Annotated in this window: 19 protein-coding genes; 13 read left to right on the top strand and 6 right to left on the bottom strand. The window is 56.1% G+C overall.

Annotated features, from left to right (window positions below; genetic code table 11):
• The first annotated feature begins 785 nt into the window (after nt 1–785).
• The 7 genes from dnaJ to AB4Y96_RS18905 all read left to right on the top strand — a co-directional run bounded on the left by dnaJ (nt 786) and on the right by AB4Y96_RS18905 (nt 6,775).
• A complete protein-coding gene (gene dnaJ / locus AB4Y96_RS18935) occupies nt 786–1,916 on the top strand; it encodes a molecular chaperone DnaJ (protein WP_091879271.1) in 1,131 nt (376 codons plus the stop codon).
• Between the two features lie 84 nt (nt 1,917–2,000).
• Entirely contained in the window at nt 2,001–2,594 is a 594-nt protein-coding gene (pmtA, locus tag AB4Y96_RS18930; RefSeq protein WP_091879269.1) for a phospholipid N-methyltransferase PmtA, read from the top strand.
• A gap of 38 nt (nt 2,595–2,632) precedes the next feature.
• Nucleotides 2,633–3,214 (top strand): NADPH-dependent FMN reductase, encoded by a 582-nt coding sequence (locus AB4Y96_RS18925; RefSeq protein WP_441919083.1) that lies wholly within the window; start codon nt 2,633–2,635, stop codon nt 3,212–3,214.
• 97 nt (nt 3,215–3,311) lie between these two features.
• Entirely contained in the window at nt 3,312–4,007 is a 696-nt protein-coding gene (gene pyrF, locus AB4Y96_RS18920; protein ID WP_441919096.1) for an orotidine-5'-phosphate decarboxylase, read from the top strand.
• 51 nt (nt 4,008–4,058) lie between these two features.
• Nucleotides 4,059–4,346, top strand: a complete 288-nt coding sequence (locus AB4Y96_RS18915) for a DUF1330 domain-containing protein (protein WP_091879266.1) — start codon at nt 4,059–4,061, stop codon at nt 4,344–4,346.
• 194 nt (nt 4,347–4,540) lie between these two features.
• Entirely contained in the window at nt 4,541–5,818 is a 1,278-nt protein-coding gene (locus AB4Y96_RS18910; RefSeq protein ID WP_091879264.1) for a polyhydroxyalkanoate depolymerase, read from the top strand.
• A 333-nt stretch (nt 5,819–6,151) separates the two neighbouring features.
• Nucleotides 6,152–6,775, top strand: a complete 624-nt coding sequence (locus tag AB4Y96_RS18905) for a transglutaminase-like cysteine peptidase (RefSeq protein WP_441919080.1) — start codon at nt 6,152–6,154, stop codon at nt 6,773–6,775.
• A 61-nt stretch (nt 6,776–6,836) separates the two neighbouring features.
• On the opposite strand, the gene AB4Y96_RS18900 is transcribed toward AB4Y96_RS18905, so the two are convergent.
• Together AB4Y96_RS18900 and AB4Y96_RS18895 are read right to left on the bottom strand one after the other, a co-directional pair.
• Nucleotides 6,837–8,369, bottom strand: a complete 1,533-nt coding sequence (locus tag AB4Y96_RS18900; RefSeq protein ID WP_441919078.1) for a YifB family Mg chelatase-like AAA ATPase — start codon at nt 8,367–8,369, stop codon at nt 6,837–6,839.
• A gap of 158 nt (nt 8,370–8,527) precedes the next feature.
• Nucleotides 8,528–9,409, bottom strand: a complete 882-nt coding sequence (locus AB4Y96_RS18895) for an MBL fold metallo-hydrolase (protein ID WP_441919094.1) — start codon at nt 9,407–9,409, stop codon at nt 8,528–8,530.
• 148 nt (nt 9,410–9,557) lie between these two features.
• Here AB4Y96_RS18895 and AB4Y96_RS18890 point away from each other — a divergent pair, with 148 nt between their 5' ends.
• Complete coding sequence (locus AB4Y96_RS18890) at nt 9,558–10,457, top strand: LysR family transcriptional regulator (protein WP_441919076.1); 900 nt, start codon at nt 9,558–9,560, stop codon at nt 10,455–10,457.
• Here the strand turns inward: AB4Y96_RS18890 and gshB are convergent.
• The 4 genes from gshB to AB4Y96_RS18870 form a co-directional block, all read right to left on the bottom strand.
• Nucleotides 10,454–11,395, bottom strand: a complete 942-nt coding sequence (gene gshB, locus AB4Y96_RS18885) for a glutathione synthase (RefSeq protein WP_441919074.1) — start codon at nt 11,393–11,395, stop codon at nt 10,454–10,456. The genes AB4Y96_RS18890 and gshB overlap by 4 nt on opposite strands.
• A gap of 136 nt (nt 11,396–11,531) precedes the next feature.
• On the bottom strand, nt 11,532–11,849 hold the full coding sequence (locus AB4Y96_RS18880; protein WP_175540577.1) for a septal ring lytic transglycosylase RlpA family protein: 318 nt from the start codon (nt 11,847–11,849) through the stop codon (nt 11,532–11,534).
• Between the two features lie 473 nt (nt 11,850–12,322).
• Complete coding sequence (uxuA, locus tag AB4Y96_RS18875) at nt 12,323–13,513, bottom strand: mannonate dehydratase (RefSeq protein ID WP_441919072.1); 1,191 nt, start codon at nt 13,511–13,513, stop codon at nt 12,323–12,325.
• A 34-nt stretch (nt 13,514–13,547) separates the two neighbouring features.
• The gene (locus AB4Y96_RS18870) at nt 13,548–14,324 is read right to left on the bottom strand and encodes a GntR family transcriptional regulator (RefSeq protein ID WP_441919070.1); all 777 of its coding nucleotides are present in this window, start codon (nt 14,322–14,324) and stop codon (nt 13,548–13,550) included.
• A 301-nt stretch (nt 14,325–14,625) separates the two neighbouring features.
• Between AB4Y96_RS18870 and uxaC the strand changes: the two genes are divergently transcribed.
• The 5 genes from uxaC (at nt 14,626) to AB4Y96_RS18845 (ending at nt 20,877) form a co-directional block, all read left to right on the top strand.
• Nucleotides 14,626–16,026, top strand: coding sequence for a glucuronate isomerase (gene uxaC / locus AB4Y96_RS18865; protein WP_441919068.1), 1,401 nt, complete (start codon nt 14,626–14,628; stop codon nt 16,024–16,026).
• Between the two features lie 29 nt (nt 16,027–16,055).
• The gene (locus AB4Y96_RS18860; protein WP_441919066.1) at nt 16,056–17,537 is read left to right on the top strand and encodes a mannitol dehydrogenase family protein; all 1,482 of its coding nucleotides are present in this window, start codon (nt 16,056–16,058) and stop codon (nt 17,535–17,537) included.
• Nucleotides 17,538–17,658: 121 nt separating this feature from the next.
• Nucleotides 17,659–18,837, top strand: a complete 1,179-nt coding sequence (locus tag AB4Y96_RS18855; RefSeq protein ID WP_441919092.1) for an ABC transporter substrate-binding protein — start codon at nt 17,659–17,661, stop codon at nt 18,835–18,837.
• Nucleotides 18,838–18,898: 61 nt separating this feature from the next.
• Nucleotides 18,899–19,966, top strand: coding sequence for an ABC transporter ATP-binding protein (locus AB4Y96_RS18850; RefSeq protein WP_441919064.1), 1,068 nt, complete (start codon nt 18,899–18,901; stop codon nt 19,964–19,966).
• Between the two features lie 8 nt (nt 19,967–19,974).
• Nucleotides 19,975–20,877: an ABC transporter permease gene (locus AB4Y96_RS18845; RefSeq protein WP_091879246.1), complete on the top strand. Its 903-nt coding sequence runs from the start codon at nt 19,975–19,977 to the stop codon at nt 20,875–20,877.

Raw genomic sequence — 20,877 nt, 5'->3', positions numbered from 1 at the left:
CCACCATTCTCAAAAAAAACACCACCAACTTATCCACGTTTCCTCCGCCTCCCTTATTCTACTCATGTCCTTTCCGGCGGGAATGCTTCCGGAAACTATTCGAAGTCAGGAAAGGACCGGCGCTTCTGTTTGCGGGTGGTAGTCTCGCAAGCTGGAGAGGTTCCGCTCTTGTGCCGGTACTGAGCCTGACAGCCAGGAAACCGGTGAAGAACGGGAACACAAATCGCCGGGGCGGGTGGTCCAGGTGCTTTTCTGATTAAATGGAACACGTTCTATTTAGCCAATAAGAAAAGCTCCGGGGAGCATACTCACCGCAACACCAACCAAAGACTTCAGCGCTCCCGATGGACCGCCCGTCTTTCCCACTTTTCCAATGGCCAGACGCGAAAGCGGGTGTGGCAACGGGGAAGCATAATCTGGTTGGCTGCAAAACCATTGTTGCGCCCTTCGACAGGCTCAGGATGAGGGAGGGTGAGGATTGCAATGCACATCGACAATTCTGCAGAACTTGACTCTCTGCATCTCCAATCTCCCTCATGGTGAGCTTGTCGAACCACGAACCCGCCAACACACCTTCAAGACAGCGTGCATCAGGTCATTTTACTTTTCATAAGTGCATAAAACCGTGGAAGGATTGCCACACAAACGCAATAATGCGCAAATATGCGGCACTTGGAGCGAATCAATCCAAGAAGGCTATGGCATTCCGGGCGTTGAGCACCTAAATACCGCTCTAAAACAAGCTTCTGCGTGAGGCTTTATGATTTCATGGAACGAGTGTTTGGATGAAGGCTGACTATTACGAAACCCTCGGCGTAGCGAGAGGCGCTGATGAGAAGGAGCTCAAGAGCGCTTTCCGTAAACTGGCGATGCAATATCACCCCGACAAGAATCCGGGCGATGAAAAGGCCGAGCACAAATTCAAGGAAATCGGCGAAGCTTACGAAACGCTGAAAGACCCCAACAAGCGCGCGGCCTATGACCGGTTCGGTCACGCTGCGTTTGAAAATGGTGGTATGGGCGGCGGAGGCGGCGGTTTTGGCGGCGCCGGTGGTTTTGCCGATATTTTCGAAGACATTTTCGGCGAGATGATGGGCGGTGGCCGCCAGCGTCGCTCCGGTGGCCGCGAACGTGGCGCTGACCTTCGCTACAATATGGAAATAACGCTTGAGGAGGCCTATGCGGGCAAGACAGCCCAGATCCGCGTGCCAACCTCCATCACATGCGATGAATGTTCCGGCAGCGGCGCCAAGCCGGGCACATCACCCGTCACGTGCAACACCTGTGGCGGTTCCGGCCGTGTCCGGGCAGCGCAGGGCTTCTTCTCCATCGAGCGCACCTGCCCGACCTGCCATGGTCGGGGTCAGACCATCAAAGACCCCTGCACGAAATGTTCAGGTCAGGGCCGAATCACCGAAGAGCGTTCGCTGTCGGTTAACATTCCGGCGGGTATCGAAGATGGTACACGTATCCGTTTGACAGGTGAAGGTGAGGCGGGTGTCCGCGGCGGACCCTCAGGTGATCTTTATATTTTCCTGTCGCTGAAACCGCATGAGTTCTTCCAGCGCGATGGTTCTGATCTTTATTGCAAGGTGCCCATTTCCATGACCACCGCTGCGCTTGGCGGCCAGTTTGAAGTGGCGACGCTTGACGGCACGCAGACACGGGTCAAAATCCCTGAAGGCACGCAGAACGCCAAGCAGTTCCGCCTTAAAGGCAAGGGCATGCCGGTCTTGCGCCAGCCTGCCATGGGCGATCTCTATATCCAGATCGCGATCGAGACGCCGCAAAACCTCAACAAGCGCCAGCGCGAATTGCTGGAAGAGTTTGAGCGTGTGTCGTCGCAGGACAATAGCCCGCAATCATCGGGCTTCTTTGCTCGCATGAAGGAATTCTTTGAAGGACTGAGCGAGTAAATTTGTTGCCAAAGTGAGGGGACTGGCCTTGCTTCCGCCACGAGTTGCGTCATAAATCTGTCAATATGCGACGGGAGGATGGGAATGACACGACCACTGGGAAAGAAACTCGCTGAGAGATTCGGCGAGGAAATCCGCTTTTTCAAGGGCTGGATGCATGGTCCGAAGGCAGTGGGTTCAATTCTCCCGACCAGTTCCATCACGGCGCGCCGTATGGCCAGTGTCGTTAATCCCCATTCCGGTCTGCCTGTTCTGGAGCTTGGGCCGGGTACTGGCGTAATCACGCGCGCGATCCTCAATCGCGGCGTTACACCTGAAAACCTCTTCTGCGTTGAATATTCCGCAGATTTTGCCGAACATTTGCGCGAAGATTTCCCCGGTGTGAACATTATCGAGGGCGATGCCTTCAATCTCGACAAGACACTTGGCGAGCACAAGGGACAGATGTTTGATTCGGTCGTCTCGGCGGTGCCGCTTTTGAATTTCCCGGTTGGTGACCGCGTGAAGATTATCGAGGACCTGCTGCGCCGGGTTCCACATGGCCGTCCGATTGTTCAGATCACTTACGGCCCGATGTCGCCGGTTCCTGCCGGTCGCGGTAATTACAAAATCGAGCATCTCGATTTCATCATCCGCAATGTGCCGCCCGCCCGCCTGTGGATTTACCGCCACGCCTGATAGCCTGCTTTCGCCGTTTGACCTCCGAAGGGAACCATATGCTGCCGAAGATCCTTGTTTTCGCAGGTTCGAATCGTACCGGTGCTTTCAGTGGCCAGGTTGCTGATGTTGCGACGAAGACATTGGCGGCTCTGGGTGCTGATGTGACACGCCTTGCCCTGATCGACTATCCGCTACCCATCATGGATCAGGATTTGGAGTCCGAAAAAGGCATCCCGGAAAACGCCATGAAGCTCGGGCGGCTGTTTGCAGCCCATGACGGCATTCTGATTGCCTCGCCTGAATATAATTCCTCCATCCCACCGCTTCTGAAAAACACCATTGATTGGGTCAGCCGTATTTCCAGGGACGGTGAAAAGCCTCTTAAGCCCTATGCGGGCAAGATTGTTGCGCTCTGTTCATCATCCGACGGCAATTTCGCCGGTATTCGTGGCCTCTATCATTTGCGGTCGGTTCTGATGAATGTGGGAACGCAGATTATCAGCGAGCAATGTTCGGTTGCCCATGCCCACGAGGCCTTTGCAGCAGATGGCTCCTTCCACGATAGCCGGACCACCAGAGCCATGGAACGAACCTGCCAGTCGCTGATTGATCACGCCAGGCTGGCAAAAACCCGTTAACAGGCCGCTTTTGTCTGCACTTTTGCTGTTCTGATCTTCCCTATCGCGCATTGGTGTGTCATGGGATGGCGATCAACGGAAAAGGTGGTTTGTCATGATGGAAGCGGCTTTGCGCGATCGCCTCATCGTAGGCCTTGATGTGCCTGACCTGAAGGCGGCGGGTGATATCGTCAGCACCCTCGGGGATACGGTATCCTTCTATAAAATCGGCTATCAGCTGGCCTTTGCCGGTGGCCTTGGCTTTGCAACGGAGCTTGTCCAGTCAGGCAAAAAAGTCTTCTTGGACATGAAGCTCCTCGATATCGACAATACGGTCGCAAAGGGCGTCGAGAACATCGTCAAGATGGGCGTTTCCATGCTGACACTCCATGCCTATCCCAAGGCAATGAAGGCGGCTGTGGAAGCAGCGCGCGGTTCAGACCTGTGCTTGCTTGGCGTCACCGTGCTCACCTCCCTGGACCAGCAGGACATGATTGATGCCGGTTATGAACATGATCCGCACACGCTGGTGCTGATCCGGGCGGAACAGGCGCTGCGTGCGGGAATGGGCGGCATAGTCTGCTCCGCTGCGGAGGCCTCTGCTGTGCGCAAGATCGTCGGTCCCGATCTTGCTGTCGTCACCCCCGGTATCCGGCCAAAGGGCGCCGATGTTGGTGATCAGAAACGCGTCATGACACCGTCCGATGCCCTGCGTGCCGGTGCAAGCCATCTCGTTGTTGCTCGTCCAATCGTCAGCGCTGCCGATCCGAAGGTTGCGGCTGAAGCGATCCTTGCCGAAATGGCGGGTGTCTGATCAAATCTGCCGGAGTTCGGGCGAACCGCTCGTGTAAGTTTGGGAGGAATTATGGCCAAGGGATATTGGATAGCGCGTATCGATGTGAAGGATGCGGAAGGCTACAAGGGCTACATAGCGACAGCAAAACCGGCCTTTGAGCGTTACGGCGCGAATTTTCTGGCACGCGGCGGCACATATCATCAGCTTGAAGGTACCGTGCGCGCCCGCAATGTCGTGATCGAGTTTCCGTCGGTGCAGCACGCGCTCGACTGCTACAACTCACCGGAATATCAGGCCGCCAAAGCCATCCGGCAGCAATATGCCGAAGGCGAGATGGTCATTGTCGAAGGTGCCTGACCCTTTACCTGTGCAGTGCGCAATTTATGTTGCGCCTGCACAGACATTTGTGAACATCTTTCTCCCCACTAATCCTTTTGTTGCATTGCAATATCAATTAAACCGGCTAGGGTTATCCTCCCGTCAAGAACATATTCATCTTTGATGATCATGTTTTTGAGATCGCCGTTGTGTTGATATGATCGGACAGTGGAATGTTCTACCAGCTTTATGAACTTAATCATGCCGCCCTGCAGCCGTACCGGGCCTTGGCGGATGCCACCAAGCTGTTCTACGACAATCCGCTCAATCCTTTATCGCAAACGATTATCGGCCGTTCCATCACTGCTGGCTGCGAACTGTTCGAGCGCACGACACGCGCCTATGCCAAGCCTGCTTTCAACCTCCCGACGACTGTCGTGGATGGTGAAGAGGTGGAAATCCGCGAGAAGATCGTCTGGTCGAAACCATTCTGCAATGTGATCCACTTCAAGCGCGCACTGTCGTCCAAGCGTGCCGCTGATCCAAAGATTCTCGTTGTTGCGCCCATGTCCGGTCACTACGCGACGCTGCTGCGCGGGACTGTCGAGGCGCTGTTGCCCCATGCCGAAGTCTACATTACCGATTGGGTTGACGCGCGCTCCGTGCCGCTGAGTGCAGGCCGTTTTGATCTCGATGACTACATTGATTACGTCATCAAAATGTTTCACGCTCTGGGAGAAGACACCCATGTAGTGGCGGTTTGTCAGCCGTCCGTCCCAGTTCTTGCGGCAGTATCCATCATGGAAGCCGATGGCGACAGGTTTGCCCCATCAAGCATGACACTGATGGGCGGCCCAATCGACACGCGCAAGAACCCGACAGCGGTCAATATTCTGGCCGAGGAAAAGGGCATCAACTGGTTCCGCGACAATGTCATCATGTCGGTGCCATGGCCGCATGCGGGCTTCATGCGTGACGTTTATCCCGGCTTTCTGCAGCTTTCCGGCTTTATGAGCATGAATCTTGACCGCCATATCACGGCGCACAAGGAATTCTTCATGCATCTTGTCAAGGAAGATGGCGATTCCGCTGACAAACACCGCGAGTTCTATGACGAATATCTGGCCGTGATGGATCTGACCGCAGAATTCTATCTGCAGACGGTCGATACGGTTTTTGTCAAACAGTCCCTGCCCAAGGGCGAAATGACCCATCGCGGCAAGCTGGTCGACCCTTCGTCAATACGCACGGTTGCCCTTCTGACTGTTGAGGGTGAGAACGACGACATTTCGGGTGTCGGCCAGACCAAAGCCGCCCAAACCCTGTGTGTGAATATCCCTGATCACATGCGCATGCACCATCTGCAGGATAAGGTTGGCCACTACGGCGTGTTCAATGGATCGCGGTTCCGTGCTGAAATTGCACCACGTATTGTCAAATTTGTTAATGATCACGCTCAGGCCAATCGCAAGAGCAATGTGACGCCGATCGGCAAACGCGTTCGCGGCTGAACACAGTTTTAGAGCATAAAATTGAATTGCCGGAAGACTGGTTCTTCCGGCAACTACTCGTTGTGACTTTCAAATTATTCGATAAAAATCAATAAATTCAAATAATTGCTGATAAGGTCGTGGATTTTACACAGGCGGGACGTAACAGCTAAATCTCCTGCTGGTTGCAAGTGCTCGCGGCATACAACTCTCAAATTTTCGTCAAAATCTAGGAAGTTCAAATTTTAACCATATATTAACAATGGCGGGATCGTGGCGCCATTGTGATTGACTCATATCCCCTCCCGACATTAACGTTTTGTTAACGAAGGCTGGTTGGGTTCGGAGTAAAGCATGTTCGGAGCGGTAAAGATTTTGAAGTCGATGGGGTTCGCAGCGGCATTTTTCGCCGGTGTGCTCATCGCAAATACCGCTTCCGCAGCCGAACCTTTCATGCAGACCGGCGGCCTGACATCCCAGCCAATCGGTCATTATGAGTTCTGCAAGCGCCTGCCGGACGAGTGCTCGGTGCGTAGCCGCAATGTTGCTCCAGCCAAGATGACCCGTGATTTCTGGGAACTGATCGTCAACGTCAACAGCCATGTCAACCAGGACGTCAAGCCTTTGACGGATATGGAAATTTACGGCGTCGAGGAATATTGGGGTTATCCTGACAAGGTCGGCAATGTTGGTGATTGTGAAGACTATGTTCTGGAAAAGCGCCGCGAACTGATGCAGGCAGGCATTTCACCGGCTGATCTTCTGATCACCGTGGTACGCAAGCCTGACGGCGAAGGTCATGCGGTTCTGACCGTGCGCACCGACACCGGTGATTTCGTCCTCGATAACCTTGCCGATGGTGTCAAGAACTGGTCGGAAACCGAATATACCTATCTCAAGCGCCAGGCCACGAACAACACCGGCCGCTGGGTCAGTATCGAAGCACCAAGCAATATCCTTGTGGGTTCGGTCCGCTAAATCGAGGCCAAGCATTCAAGATATGCCGGATCGAAAAGTCCGGCATTTTCTTTTTGCCGATTCAGGCGGCTTGATTGGCCGCGTCCTGCGCCATGCGGTATGAAATCGCTTCCGCCACGTGAATACGCCCGACAGCTTCAATTCCTTCCAGATCGGCCAGCGTTCGCGCAACTTTGAGAACCCTGTGATAGCCGCGCGCGGAGAAGCGCATTTGTTCTGCTGCTTGCTGTAACAGCGTCAGGGCCGCCTTGTCACATTGCGCCACCTCCTCAATCAGCGCGACGGGGCAATGAGCATTCATTGTCACGGCGGGAAATCCCAATGCTTCGTAACGCCGCTTCTGGACGTCTCTGGCACGGGCGACCCGTACAGCAACAAAGGCGCTACTCTCCGAAGCCGGGCGATGGATGAGATCGACCGCACTGACGGCGGGAACATCGATACGAAGATCGATGCGGTCGAGTAATGGCCCGGAAACGCGTGCCTGATAATCCTGCTGGCAGCGCGGTCCTCTGGCACAGCGATGCCCCGGTTCACCGGCCATGCCGCAGCGGCAGGGGTTCATGGCAGCCACGAGCTGGATTTGCGCCGGATAGGAAATACGGTGATTGGCGCGGGCGATCATGCAATCTCCGGTTTCAAGCGGTTGGCGCAGGGAGTCCAGCACCTGTGGTGTGAATTCCGGAAATTCATCAAGAAACAGCACGCCGCGATGTGCCAGAGAGACCTCGCCCGGCCGGGCACGAATCCCACCGCCAACCATGGCGGCCATGGAAGCGGAATGGTGCGGCGCACGAAAGGGCCGCCGATCCGTCAGTTTACCACCCAGCAATTGACCGGCAACCGAGGCAATCATGGAGACCTCGAGAAGTTCGCGTGGCAGGAGTGGCGGCAGGATGGAGGGAAGCCGCTGCGCCAGCATGGACTTGCCCGAGCCGGGCGGGCCGATCATGAGAAGGTTATGACCGCCTGCGGCGGCAATCTCCAGTGCGCGCCGGGCGCTTTCCTGACCTCTGATATCTGCCAGATCGGGCAGATCTGGTGCATTGGTGTGCATGGAAGGCTCAGGGCGCGATAGTACCTGATGGCCGCGAAAATGATTGGCAAGGCTGATGAGGCTGCGCGGCGCCAGAATATCGATGTCCTCGCCCGCCCATGCCGCCTCAGGACCGCAGGGAGCGGGACAGATCAAACCGCGATCCTGCCGGTTGGCGGAGATTGCCGCGGGCAGGACGCCTGCCACATGGGTGATCGTTCCATCAAGCGACAGCTCGCCAAGCACGACGTAGGATTGCAGCGCATCGGCGGGCATGGCGCCAAGCCCCGCCATCAAACCCACGGCGATCGGCAGGTCGTAATGACTACCCTCCTTCGGCAGGTCTGCCGGAGCGAGATTGACGGTCACCTTCTTCGGCGGCAGGGAAAGCCCTGAAGCATGCAGCGCCGCCTGCACGCGCTCACGGCTTTCAGCCACCGCTTTATCTGGCAGGCCGACAATATGGATGCCCATTTTACCGGGAGAAATCATGACCTGTACATCGACAGGTTGGGCCTCAATGCCCTGAAATGCGACGGTACGCACGCGGGTGACCATCAATCGTTCCTTGAAAATATCGCGTTAAAAAAATGAATAGTGCCAATAATGGCACCTCATCACAATTTGCGCGGCATGACAAGAACGTTAGGGGAACGCAAGGAAAGCAGCGCCAGCGATGAGGCTGGCGCTGCCTTATCAGCTGAGGATAGGCGCAATCAGCCCCACTTCATCTCGCCCTTGGCAACCTTGGCACCAAGCTCGAGCGACGAGACATCGAGAAGGTCAGGGTAATGCGTTTTCATTGCCGAGATCAGTTCGCCGCTCGTCTTGGCTTTTTCAGCTTCGGCATTGAATGTCTCGAGATAGTCGCGGGTGAATTTCACCGCCTCAACACCCTGCGGCGCATCGGTAGCCTGATGGGATGGCACAACAATCCTGGGCTTACGGGCAGTGATTTCATCAAGTGCCGCAATCCACTTCTTCCGGTCGTCAGCTGTCGGTTCATCCGCAACCCAGACATGGACACCTGATGATATCAGAACGCCGCCAAAAATCGCTTCAAGGCTTGGCACCCAGAGATAGCGGCGATCTTTCAGGTCCTTGACATTTATCACTTCTATCTTGTTGCCCTCAAGCTCAAGCGAAGCCACATCTGATGCATCCGGGATGACCACATCCGCCAATATTTTCGGGCCATTATCCTTGAGCTGCGGCCCCCAGACATCAAGCTTGCCCTGTACATTGCCCTTGATAGCCTCGACCGTTGCGCTGGCAGCAATCACCTTTGCCTTCGGGAAAGCATCAACGATAGGACGCAGACCAAAATAATAGTCGGGATCGCTGCAACTGACATAAATCGTCGTCAGCGTCTTGCCGGTGGCCTTGATGGCATCGGCGACAACCCGCCCGTCGGACAGCGTAAATCCACCATCAAGCAATATCGCTTCCTTTTCACCGGTCAACAGCACCGGTGTGCGGCGAAAACCATTCTCATCCGCCTGAAAATAAGTCCATTCCAGTTTCGCAGCGGCTCTTGCAGCCAAGGTGCCGAGTGGCTGAAGAGCGGCCACAACACTGGCAGCCAGAATGGATTTCATCGTATCGCGTCTTGTCAGAAGGGTTCGCACAGTTTCATTCCTTAATCGGTTTCTCGGTGTGAGGCCGAACACTGACACGGAAAGGTTTCTTGAAAAATCCTGATCAAAGAGACAAACTGTCTGATTAAATCAGATAATAGAGTGCGCCATGCCTTCGGTCAGTTTCAATCGCTTCATCTATTTCGTCACTGTTGTCGATATGGGGTCCTTTACGGCCGCAGCAGACCGGCTTGGGGTGGCCAAGGCTGTCGTCAGTCATCAATTGTCGAAGCTGGAGGAGGAACTGGGCACAGCGCTTCTCATCCGCACCACGCGGCGATTACGGGCGACCGAGGCAGGACGCCGGTTCTATGAGCGTTGTATCATTGTTCTGCGCGAGGCGGAGAATGCGATTGATGAGGTTTCATCCGAGACGGGTACACCCGCGGGAACACTGATGCTGACCGCGCCGCTGGATTATGGCGCGAAAATCGTGGCGCCAGCCGTGGCACTGTATCTTGAGCGTTATCCGCAGATGAAGGTCGATCTGAAATTCACCGACGTCAAATTCGATCTGGTCGATAACGAACTGGATCTGTCGATCCGCGTCGGCTGGCTGGAGGATTCGAGCGCGCAGGCCAGGCGCATCGGCACTTTCGAACAGCATCTCGTCTGTTCGCCCGCCTATGCCGCACGAATGCGTCCTGCCAATCATCCGGAAGGTCTGGAAGACGCGAAATGGATCGCCAATGGCGCGTTGAAGGAGCCGCTGCGCTGGTTGTTTTCAAGCGCGGACAAAACCGTGACTATCACAGGCAAGCCCGTTGTAACAGCCAATGGCACTGAAGCCAGCTATGTCTGCGTGCTGGCGGGCATCGGACTTGCCGTTATGCCCGACTATCAGGTGGCTGATGATATTGCCGGTGGCCGGTTGGTGCAGATATTGCCTGATTGGTCACTGCCATCTGGCGGAATTCATGCGGTTTACCCGCCGGCAAAGTTCCGGCCGGCGCGCGTGCGCGCCTTTGTCGATATTCTTGAAGCGATGGAACGTGAACGGCGCAGTTAGCGTCGCTTGGCTTCCACCGCGTCCCAGAACAGCGCTGCAATATCGGCGCCGCCAAAGCGCTTCACTTCGCGCACGCCGGTGGGTGACGTGACGTTGATCTCGGTCATGTAGTCGCCGATGACATCAATGCCGACGAGGATGAAGCCGCGTTCACGCAAAGAGGGGCCGATGCGCGAGCAAATCTCGCGTTCGCGCTCGGTCAGCTCGGTCTTTTCAGCCCGGCCGCCCACATGCATGTTGGAGCGGGCATCGCTTTCGGATGGCACGCGGTTGATCGCGCCAACAGGCTCACCGTCGATCAGGATGATGCGCTTGTCGCCAGCGCGCACATCCTTGAGGTAACGCTGGGCGATGATTGGCTCGCGGAACATCTGGCCGAACATTTCCAGAAGCGATGTCAGATTGCGGTCGCCATCAGCAAGATGGAACACACCGGCACCGCCATTGCCGTAAAGCGGCTTGAGGATGATATCGCCGAACTCCTTGCGGAAATTCATGATCTCCTGCGGATCCTTGGTGATCAGCGTATCCGGCATAAGATCAGGGAATTCCGTGACAAAGATTTTTTCCGGGCTGTTGCGCACCCAGGCCGGGTCATTGACGACAAGCGTTTTCGGGTGAATGCGCTCAAGCAGATGGGTCGTCGTAATATAGTTCATGTCGAAAGGCGGGTCCTGCCGCAGCAGCACCACATCCATTTCCGACAGATCGCGCGAGATCTGTTCACCGAGAGTGAAATGATCACCTTCGATGTCGCGAACCTTCAGCTCTTCAACGCGGGCGCGAACGACGCCATCGCGCATGCTCAGCCTATCGGGCGTGTAGTGATAGAGCGTGTGGCCGCGCGCCTGTGCCTCGAGGCACAAAGCAAAGCTCGTATCGCCTGCGATCCGGATCGAATTGATGTGGTCCATCTGGACCGCGACTTTCAGTGCCATGGAACGTCCCCCGACAGGATTAGGAGTGTTGACATGGCGATGTCACGTTCAATGGTCAAGGTCAATCCTGAACCGCGATCAAGATATCGTGGACGCTTGTACCCGGACCTGTCAGGCACGGGTAAAGAAAGTCGTATCAGAGCTTGGCCATGCAGATATTGGTATGGCCGGCACCGACAAAACCGAGACGGTTTGCAGCGCCCTTGGAGAGGTCGATAACGCGGCCTTTGATGAATGGGCCACGATCATTGATACGCACGACGATCGACTTGCCATTGCGCTGGTTGGTGACCTTCACCTTGGAGCCGAAAGGCAAAGTGCGATGAGCAGCTGTGAGAGCGGAGGGATTCATTCTCTCGCCGGAGGCGGTCTTGGAATGAAGAGCGTACCATGAAGCGCCACCACAGGCGGAACCGGCATTTGCTGAAACGATACCAAACATCAAAAGAAGCATGGTTGCAGAAAGTACCTTACGGATACTTGCAATGGAGACCATATTGAAATTCGCACTTTAAACGGCCCGTGGCAGGAATTGCCAGACTGAAGACACACGCTTGAGAATGATCCTGGGCAAGTAGATCGTCACGTGAATGAGTGGCCTCTTCTATTTTGGGTAAATGTGGCCTCGAGGTGGCCCGATAAGGAAATATCCCTGAGCAAATCCCGCAAGATGAGCCAAGTCATTCAAAAAATTTGTCTTATTATGACTCAAAACGTGATTGGTGATGCTTGGAACAACTGGCGTGTTGTGGCCGTTCGTGACGAAATATGGCGACAATGTGATTAATACTGAACGAAAAACTAAGCGAAGACTCTGAAATCTCGTTTTTGGGTACAAAAGAGTTAATCAAAATTAACAATAAAAATTGAAAAAGCCCCGACGCGACGATGCCGGGGCTCTTCAAATCAGCTGGGTCACAGAGAAGCTCAGGGGGACGGAACAGCCTCCAGAGCGTGAATGATGCCACGCAATTCCGCCAGACCACGCAGGCGGCCAATGGCCGGATAGCCCGGCGTGACCTCTTTGTTGAGGTCATCAAGCATGCGATGACCGTGGTCGGAACGGAAGATGATGCTGTCCGATGCACTGCGCTTGCGATCTTCGATGATCAGTTCTTTCAGCACCGCCACCATATCGACATCGCCTTCCAGATGCGCTGCTTCGTGGAAACTGCGGCCATCGCCTTCGCGGGTGGTCGCGCGCAGATGTGAAAAATGGATGCGCGAGGCAAAACGGCGGGCAATTGCGGGCAGGTCGTTATCGGCCCTGACGCCGAGGCTTCCCGTACAGAAGCACATGCCATTGGCTGGGGACGGAACCGCACCGAACAAAGCAGCATAATCGGCTTCCGTCGATGCAATGCGCGGCAGGCCAAAAAGCGGCCGGGGCGGATCATCCGGGTGCAGGGTCAACTTGACACCGAGGTTATCGGCAACCGGCGTAACCGCTTCAAGAAATTCGATCAGATGCTGGCGCAGTTTGTTGGCGTCAATACCCGCATAGGCTTCGAGCTTGTCGCGGAAGGCCGGAACGGTCAGCGGCTCCGTTGTGGAGCCCGGCAGCGCGCTGGCGATATTGCGGGTAAGGTCCGCAATCTCCTGACCGCTCATCTCTGTATAAAGCGCGGCGGCAATGTCCCTGTCCGCCTGCGAATAGGCAGCTTCAGCATTTTTGCGCTGCAGGATATGCAGATCGAACACTGCGAGCATGTTGTGATCGAACCGCATCGCGGTTGAACCCGTCGGCGTCACATAATCGAGGTCTGTCCGGCACCAATCAACCACCGGCATGAAATTGTAGCAGATAACACGGATATCATTGGCGGCAAGTGCTTCCATACTGGCGATCCACGCCGCGATTTCCTGCTTTGCGGCACCGCCAAGACGTTTGACCGCATCGGGAATTGGAATGCTCTCGACAACCGACCATGTGAGCGGAATGCGCCCGGCGGGAGTTGTTTCGATGAGGGACTTGCGCTCGTGCACCTGTTTTTCGGTCCAGGCCTGGCCGATCGGTACCTCGTGCAGCGCCGATACAATATCGGTCGCTCCGGCTTGGCGCACATTATCCAGTGTTACACCGGCTTTGGGGCCAAACCATCTCCATGCCTGACGCATTCAGTCCTCCGTCATTTTCTTGTAATCGCCGGGCTCAGACGAATGAACCCGGATGGCTTTTTCTCAATTCATCAATATCGGGAATGACGGCATTCAAATGCTGTTTCATGGCCGCGCAGGCAGCCGGTACGTCGTGATTCTCGATGGCATTGCGGATGATCTGGTGTTCGGCCAGCACGTGTTCCATGCGGCCAAGCGCTGGCAAAGTCATCCTGCGGGCCCGGTCGATCTGCACTTTCACCGGCTTCAGATAGTGCCAGATGCCGGGATGGCCCGAAATGCCTGCTATGGCCTCATGAAAGGCTTCATCGGCCTCATGAAATGCGCTCATATTCTGCCGGTCAGCAAAAAACTGCTGGCGCGCAAGGATTTCGTCCAGCCATTCAATGTCTTTCGCCGTGGCAACCGCAGCGGCGCGCTCGACAGTCGCGCCTTCGAGCGCCTGACGAATGACCACAGCTTCGGGAATGAGCGCAACGGGTATGCGGGCGACAAAGGTTCCCGATTGCGGAAAGACATCGACAAGCCCGTCTTCTACAAGCCGGATCAATGCCTCGCGCACGGGGGTGCGGCTGACACCAAAACGTTCCGTCAGCACTTTTTCGTTGAGAGCGGTTCCGGGTGTCATCTGCATCGAGACGATGGCCGCATGCAGTTCGCGATAGATCGCCGTAGCAGTCGTCATCCGCCCGGCCGGTGCGCCGCGTGCGCCTGTCTTGGCAAAGCGTGCTGCATTGTCTCGTGCTGAGGTATCAGGTTCAGCCAGTGTCGCCATGGCCAAACTCTTTTCTCCCCGGTTCTGTGCTGTCATTCCAGCGCTCCATTTCCTGTGTCACGAATGAATCTACCGCAATGAATGGTAGAATTCCGCGCGAAATCATAGTGTCTCCAGCCGCAAAGCAAACGATTTCAGAGCACATCGATCCAGTTGACATACTAATATATTATTATTTACTCTTCGCCAAGATCGCAAAAGCCGAATGTTCACAAGGCAAACAGGATAGTGGATGCGAAACGAACAGTGCCCGGAGACGGGCAATTTCACGGCGTCGCTGCTGGTACGTGTCTCATCTTGTATCCGCTTGGCCCGTAGATAATAGCAAGGACATACAATGCCTCTCCATCCAGACCGACTTTTTCCCATAGAGGCCGATGCCCGCATCATTGCCCGGCGTCTTTTTACCGAAGTCGAGCATCTGCCCATCATTTCACCGCACGGCCATACGGACCCGCTCTGGTATGCGCATGACGAGGCATTTCCTGATCCGGCCAGCCTGTTCGTCAAGCCCGATCATTATATTTTCCGCATGCTCTATTCTCAAGGTATCAGGCTGGAGGATCTCGGTGTCCCGCGTCACGATGGCGGACCTGTCGAAACCGATGCGCGCAAGATATGGCGGCTCTTTGCCAAGCATTGGTACCTGTTTCGCGGCACGCCGTCGCGCCTGTGGTTTGAGCATGCCATGGAAACGGTCTTCGGTATTGAGGAGCGGCTGACCGAAGCCAATGCGGATCAGCTCTATGACCGTATTGCCGAAAGACTCGATGATCCATCCATGCGCCCGCGCGCGCTTTACAAGCAGTTCGGCATCGAGGTGATCTCCACAACCGACGCCGCCACCGATGATCTCGCTGCCCATGACACGATCCTGAAATCCGGTTGGCAGGGACGCGTGGTTCCCGCCTACCGGCCTGACGCGGTCATTGATGCGTCTCGTCCGGGCTTTCTCAAGAATGTCGAAAAGCTCGTTGCCCTTGCTGGTACGTCCCTTGATTACCAAGGCTATCTCGAAGCGCATCGCAACCGGCGCGCCTATTTCAAAGCGCGCGGAGCCACCTCAAGCGATCACGGCCATCCCAATGCCCGCACGGCCGATCTTTCTCTAGCCGATGCGACGGCTCTCTTCGAGCGCGTGCTTAAAGCAAAGGTTTCCAGCGCCGATGCCGATCTTTTCCGGGCTCAGATGCTGACTGAGATGGCGCGGATGAGCATTGACGATGGTCTGGTGATGCAGATTCATCCCGGTTCCTTCCGCAATCACAATGCCCAGATATTTGCCGGTTTCGGCCCTGACAAGGGTGCCGACATTCCGCGCTCGACCGGCTATGTCGAGGAACTGAAGCCGCTGCTTGATGCCTTTGGCAATGATCCGCGTCTGACGCTTATTCTCTTTACGTTGGATGAAACCAGCTACAGCCGAGAACTGGCACCGCTTGCCGGGCATTATCCCGCCTTGCGGCTTGGACCGGCATGGTGGTTCTATGACAGCCCGGAGGGTATGCGCCGCTTTCGCGAACTGACAACGGAGACTGCCGGGTTCTACAATACCGTCGGCTTCAATGATGATACGCGCGCCTACCTCTCTATTCCCGCCCGCCATGACATGGCCCGCCGGGTCGATTGCGCCTATCTGGCGCGGCTTGTTGCCGACCACCGGCTCGATGAGGATGAGGCGCATGAGGTCGGCCATGATCTGAGCTACAGGCTGGCCAAGCAGGCCTACCGTCTCTGAAACAGAACAGACAAGATTGCAGGCATCAAATGGCTGATACCCACCAGACATRTCTTTCCACCGCCAATCTGCCAAAGCTGGCGGAAGGTGTGGCAATACCCGGATATGACCGCAGCCGGGTTAAAACAGGCATTGTACACCTCGGCATCGGTGCCTTTCACCGCGCCCATCAGGCTGTCTATACGGACAGCGTGCTTTCACAAGGTGATCTCAATTGGGGCATTCTGGGTGCCTCTTTGCGCAGCGCCGACACGCGGGATGCGCTTGGCCCTCAGGACGGGCTCTATACTGTTGCAGTCAGGGACGGCAGCGGTAGCAGCTACCGGATCATCGGCAGTATCATGGATGTGCTGGTTGCGCCTGATAGTCCTGAAGCCTTGCTCGTGGCCATGAGCGATCCGGCGGTCAGGATTGTCTCCCTCACCATCACGGAGAAGGGCTACTGCTATGCGCCCGCTTCCGCATCGCTGGATGAAAGCCACCCCGATATCACGCATGATCTTGCCAATCCTGCCACACCGCGCTCGGCCATCGGCTTTATCGTCGAGGCATTGGCCCGGCGGCGTGCCAATGGCACCGAACCTTTCACACTTCTGTCCTGCGATAATCTGCCTGCGAATGGGCAGACCCTGAAACGGGTAGTCTCGCGCTTTGCCGAATTGCGGAATGTGGAACTCGGTACGTTCATCCGGGACAACGTAGCATTTCCTTCGACAATGGTGGACAGGATCGTCCCTGCCACGACCGACGCGGATCGCGCTGCCGTCACTGATGCCACCGGGCTTGCCGACCGCTGGCCGATCATGACGGAACCGTTCTCGCAATGGGTGGTGGAAGACCATTTCCCTAGAGGTCGCCCGGCATGGGAAAAGGCAGGGGTTACCTTCGTTGGGGATGTTGATGCGTTCGAGTTGATGAAGCTGCGCCTGCTCAACGGCAGCCATTCGACATTGGCTTATCTTGGTTATCTCGCGGGCCATGAAACTGTTTCCGACGCTATGGCTGGCGATGGCTTTGCCGCACTCATCGAGCGGATGATGGACGAGGAAATCACTCAGACATTGCCAAAATTGCCCGGTTTTGATCTCGAGGCTTACAAGGTGCAGTTGCGTGAGCGGTTTCAAAACCCCGCCCTGCGACACAGGACCTGGCAGATCGCCATGGATGGCTCGCAAAAGCTGCCGCAGCGTCTGCTCAATACCATTCGCGTGCGGCTGGAGCAGAATGCACCGTTTAATCTGATGGCATTGGGCGTTGCCGGCTGGATGCGCTACGCCACCGGGACAGATGAAAACGGCAAGGCTATCGATGTTCGCGATCCTCTTGCCAGCGAATTCAAGGCGCGCACCGCGGGAAAGACATCCGCATCAGGACTTCTGGAAGCCTATCTGGGGATGGAGCAGATATTCGGCAGTGATCTTCCGGCAAGCCGGGAATTTCGCGAGGTGATTGGCAATGCGCTGACAAAACTGCTGGAGCAGGGTGCTGCCCGAACGGTTGCCACGCTCTAAATCCGCAGGGGTGAAAGCGCTTGCTATCTGAAACTGATAGATTAATATATTAAGTCATAAATGAGCGGCTGGGAGATAGCCGCCGATCAATAAACCGGGAACAATTGGGAGGAAGACAATGATCCGCATCACGCGCAGACAAGCCATTGGTGGCATGGCAGCACTGGCGACGCTACCGGCCACGCGCCTCTTTGCTCAGACAAAACTGGCATTGCCGACGTCTCCGGTCGCGCTCAATGTTGCCGATGTGGCGGGTAATCTGGCCCTGACGCAGAAGGCCATCGAGAACTATGCGGCTGCCAAGCCCAATCTCGTTTCCAAGATCACTTTCACCAAAGCGCCCGCACCCGAACTTCCGGGAAAGCTCAAGGCGCAGCAGGCGGCCAACCGGCTCGATATCGATCTCGTTCTGACCGGAACCGACGCCTTGTCCGCGGGTCTGGATCAGGGACTGTGGGTCAAGCTTCTGCCTGATCATTCGGCTTCGTTGCCGGATCTGAAGGCAATTTATCAGGAACCGGCGCACCGTATGCTGGCGCTCGGCAAGGACCACGGCGTTGTCGTCACCTATTACCCATCAGGCCCGCTGCTTGAATATATGCCGGACCGGGTAAAGAATGTTCCGACAACGGCAGAAGAGCTTCTGGCCTGGGCCAAGGAAAACCCGAACAAGTTCCTCTATGCCCGTCCCGCCAATTCAGGTCCGGGCCGCACCTTCCTGATGGGCCTGCCCTATCTGCTCGGTGACAGCGACCCGCATGATCCGGTCAAAGGCTGGGATAAGACCTGGGCGTACCTGAAAGAACTGCACAAATATATCGAATATTACCCGACCGGCACCGGCGCTTTGATGAAGGAACTTGGTGAAGGCACGCGCGATATGACCGTTTCCACCACGGGCTGGGATATTAATCCACGCGTGCTCGGTGTCGTGCCGAAGGAAGCTGCCGTCGCCCCGCTGAAAGGTTTCCACTGGGTCGCCGACGCGCATTACATGTGCGTGCCAAAGGGCATATCAGACGAAAAGCTTGCCGTTCTTCTCGATCTGATGAGCTTCCTGCTCACGCCGGAACAGCAGGCCTATACCTACGATCAGGGTTATTTCTATCCGGGTCCTGCGGTCAAGGACGTGCCGCTCTCCATGGCACCGAAGGAAAGTCAGGACGCTCTGGCCGAATTTGGCCGTAAGGAATATGCCGATTGGATTGCCAACAATCCGATCGAGGTTCCCCTTGATCCATCCGCCATGGTCGTTGCGTTCCGCCGCTGGGACGAAGAAGTCGCCGGTAAGAAGCCCTGATTGATGCAAGCAATGTCACCATCCGGGGCAACCCGGATGGTGCATGATTATGAGGTATCCCATGCTGCTGGCGTCTTCGCCATTCCAGGAAATCCGTCTTGACCGCATGAGCCGCGCCTTCGGTGCGCATAATGCGTTGAAGGACGTTTCGCTTTCGATCCGCAAGGGCGAGTTTATTGCCTTGCTTGGCCCATCAGGTTGCGGCAAGTCCACCGCGCTCAATTGCATCGCCGGTCTGCTTGCTACAACGGGCGGCGGCATTTTCATTGACGACAAGCGCATTGATACGCTGAAACCCGAGGATCGCGGTTTCGGCATGGTGTTTCAGAATTATGCACTGTTTCCCCATATGACCGTGCGCCAGAACATTGGCTTCGGATTGAAAATGCGCAGTGTCGCCAAGGCCGAACTCGACAAGCGGGTCGAGGAAGCGCTCAATCTGGTGCGCCTGCAGGGGCAGGGGCATAAATTGCCGGGCCAGCTTTCCGGCGGCCAGCAGCAGCGCGTGGCCATCGCCCGTGCCATCGTTATTGAACCACCGCTGGTGCTGATGGACGAACCTCTATCCAATCTTGATGCCAAGTTGCGTCTGGAAATGCGCGCCGAAATCCGCCGCATCCACAACCAGCTCGGTGCGACCACAATCTATGTAACCCACGATCAGGATGAGGCATTATCTCTGGCGGACCGTATCGTCGTTTTGCGCGATGGTGAAATCCGGCAGGTCGGTGCGCCGAGTGATCTCTATGAACGTCCTGATCATCTCGATGTGGCGGAGTTTATGGGTTATCGCAACCGGCTGACCGGCAAGGTTGTTTCCATTGATAGCGCACGGGTCAGCGTGGCCGTCGGCAACGCGACCTTGACTGGAACCGCGCGTGATACGTTGAAAGTCGGCGACTCGGCGATTGTTGCCGCCCGCGCCGATGATGTGGAGGCAGGCCAACGCTCCGAAAATACAGTGGAAGCCGTTGTTGAAACCATCGAATATCGTGGCCGCGAATTTGTCGGCACGGCCCGCACCGCCGAAGGGTTGGAACTGGTCTTCCATGCACCGCAAACAGCAGCGCTTGGCAGTGCGATCTGGCTGGCAATCGATCCGGCGCGTGCGCTGGTCTTCGGAGCGTGAGGAGCGCCATGGCTGTCTCATCTCCTCCCATCTATGATCGCCTGTCCCTGCGCCAGCGCCTGGCTCTGCGCGGTATTGATGGTGTTACGATCCTCGTTCTGCCAGCAGTGCTCTTTCTGCTGGCCGTCTTTGTCTATCCATTCATTTACGGGTTGGTGCTTTCCTTCACGCCAAAGGAAGGCGGGGCCTTTGCCAATTACCAGAAGTTCTTCTCCGATCCCTTCCTCTACGACACGATCCTGACCACGCTCTGGCTCGCAGTTCCAGTGACGGTGATCAGTATTGCCTTGGCACTTCCCATCGCATTCCGGGTGCGTCTGATGACACGCCAGCGGTTGCTGACGACCATTCTCGTCCTGCCTGTCACGCTCGGCACGGTGCTGGTGGCTGAGGGGCTTTTGAATTATCTCGGCCCGCAGGGCTGGTTCAGTCGCACGCTGATGCTGTTCGGGATGATCGACCGGCCTTTAAAACTCACCAACAATTACTGGGGTGTGTTTTCCTCGCTGATCATTACGGGATTTCCGTTCACGTTTCTTCTGACCCTGTCCTATGTGACCGGCATTGATCCGGCACTGGAACAGGCGGCTGCAACCCATGGCGCAAAAAGCTGGCAACGCTTCCGTTTCGTCCTGCTGCCCTTGCTTGTACCGGGACTGGCCATCGCCTTCTGTCTGTCCTTCGTGCAGGCCTTTGCCGTGTTTCCGTCGGCGGTTCTGCTCGGAGCACCGGCTGGCCCGACGCGCGTGATTTCCATCGCAGCCTATCAGGCGGCTTTCGAGCAGTATGATTATTCCATGGCCTCGGCTATCGCCATGATCATGGCAACGGTGCAGCTTGCCATCGTGGTGGCCATTCTTGCCATTCGCAATCTCTTCTATCGCGGCTCGACCGCAGGCGGAAAGGGCTGA

The organism is Phyllobacterium sp. TAF24, from assembly GCF_052113785.1.
Taxonomy (GTDB): domain Bacteria; phylum Pseudomonadota; class Alphaproteobacteria; order Rhizobiales; family Rhizobiaceae; genus Phyllobacterium.
This window is presented reverse-complemented; position numbering and strand designations above follow the sequence as displayed.

What these genes read in the sequence shown, in the direction of transcription:
- AB4Y96_RS18925 (WP_441919083.1), top strand. Translation starts at nt 2,633, where the DNA reads ATGCTGCCGAAGATCCTTGTTTTCGCAGGTTCGAATCGTACCGGTGCT.
- AB4Y96_RS18895 (WP_441919094.1), bottom strand. Translation starts at nt 9,409, where the DNA reads ATGAAATCCATTCTGGCTGCCAGTGTTGTGGCCGCTCTTCAGCCACTC.
- uxaC (WP_441919068.1), top strand. Translation starts at nt 14,626, where the DNA reads ATGCCTCTCCATCCAGACCGACTTTTTCCCATAGAGGCCGATGCCCGC.
- AB4Y96_RS18880 (WP_175540577.1), bottom strand. Translation starts at nt 11,849, where the DNA reads ATGCTTCTTTTGATGTTTGGTATCGTTTCAGCAAATGCCGGTTCCGCC.
- dnaJ (WP_091879271.1), top strand. Translation starts at nt 786, where the DNA reads ATGAAGGCTGACTATTACGAAACCCTCGGCGTAGCGAGAGGCGCTGAT.
- AB4Y96_RS18845 (WP_091879246.1), top strand. Translation starts at nt 19,975, where the DNA reads ATGGCTGTCTCATCTCCTCCCATCTATGATCGCCTGTCCCTGCGCCAG.
- pmtA (WP_091879269.1), top strand. Translation starts at nt 2,001, where the DNA reads ATGACACGACCACTGGGAAAGAAACTCGCTGAGAGATTCGGCGAGGAA.
- uxuA (WP_441919072.1), bottom strand. Translation starts at nt 13,513, where the DNA reads ATGCGTCAGGCATGGAGATGGTTTGGCCCCAAAGCCGGTGTAACACTG.
- AB4Y96_RS18890 (WP_441919076.1), top strand. Translation starts at nt 9,558, where the DNA reads ATGCCTTCGGTCAGTTTCAATCGCTTCATCTATTTCGTCACTGTTGTC.
- AB4Y96_RS18850 (WP_441919064.1), top strand. Translation starts at nt 18,899, where the DNA reads ATGCTGCTGGCGTCTTCGCCATTCCAGGAAATCCGTCTTGACCGCATG.
- gshB (WP_441919074.1), bottom strand. Translation starts at nt 11,395, where the DNA reads ATGGCACTGAAAGTCGCGGTCCAGATGGACCACATCAATTCGATCCGG.
- AB4Y96_RS18905 (WP_441919080.1), top strand. Translation starts at nt 6,152, where the DNA reads ATGTTCGGAGCGGTAAAGATTTTGAAGTCGATGGGGTTCGCAGCGGCA.
- AB4Y96_RS18915 (WP_091879266.1), top strand. Translation starts at nt 4,059, where the DNA reads ATGGCCAAGGGATATTGGATAGCGCGTATCGATGTGAAGGATGCGGAA.
- AB4Y96_RS18910 (WP_091879264.1), top strand. Translation starts at nt 4,541, where the DNA reads ATGTTCTACCAGCTTTATGAACTTAATCATGCCGCCCTGCAGCCGTAC.
- pyrF (WP_441919096.1), top strand. Translation starts at nt 3,312, where the DNA reads ATGGAAGCGGCTTTGCGCGATCGCCTCATCGTAGGCCTTGATGTGCCT.
- AB4Y96_RS18870 (WP_441919070.1), bottom strand. Translation starts at nt 14,324, where the DNA reads ATGACAGCACAGAACCGGGGAGAAAAGAGTTTGGCCATGGCGACACTG.
- AB4Y96_RS18900 (WP_441919078.1), bottom strand. Translation starts at nt 8,369, where the DNA reads ATGGTCACCCGCGTGCGTACCGTCGCATTTCAGGGCATTGAGGCCCAA.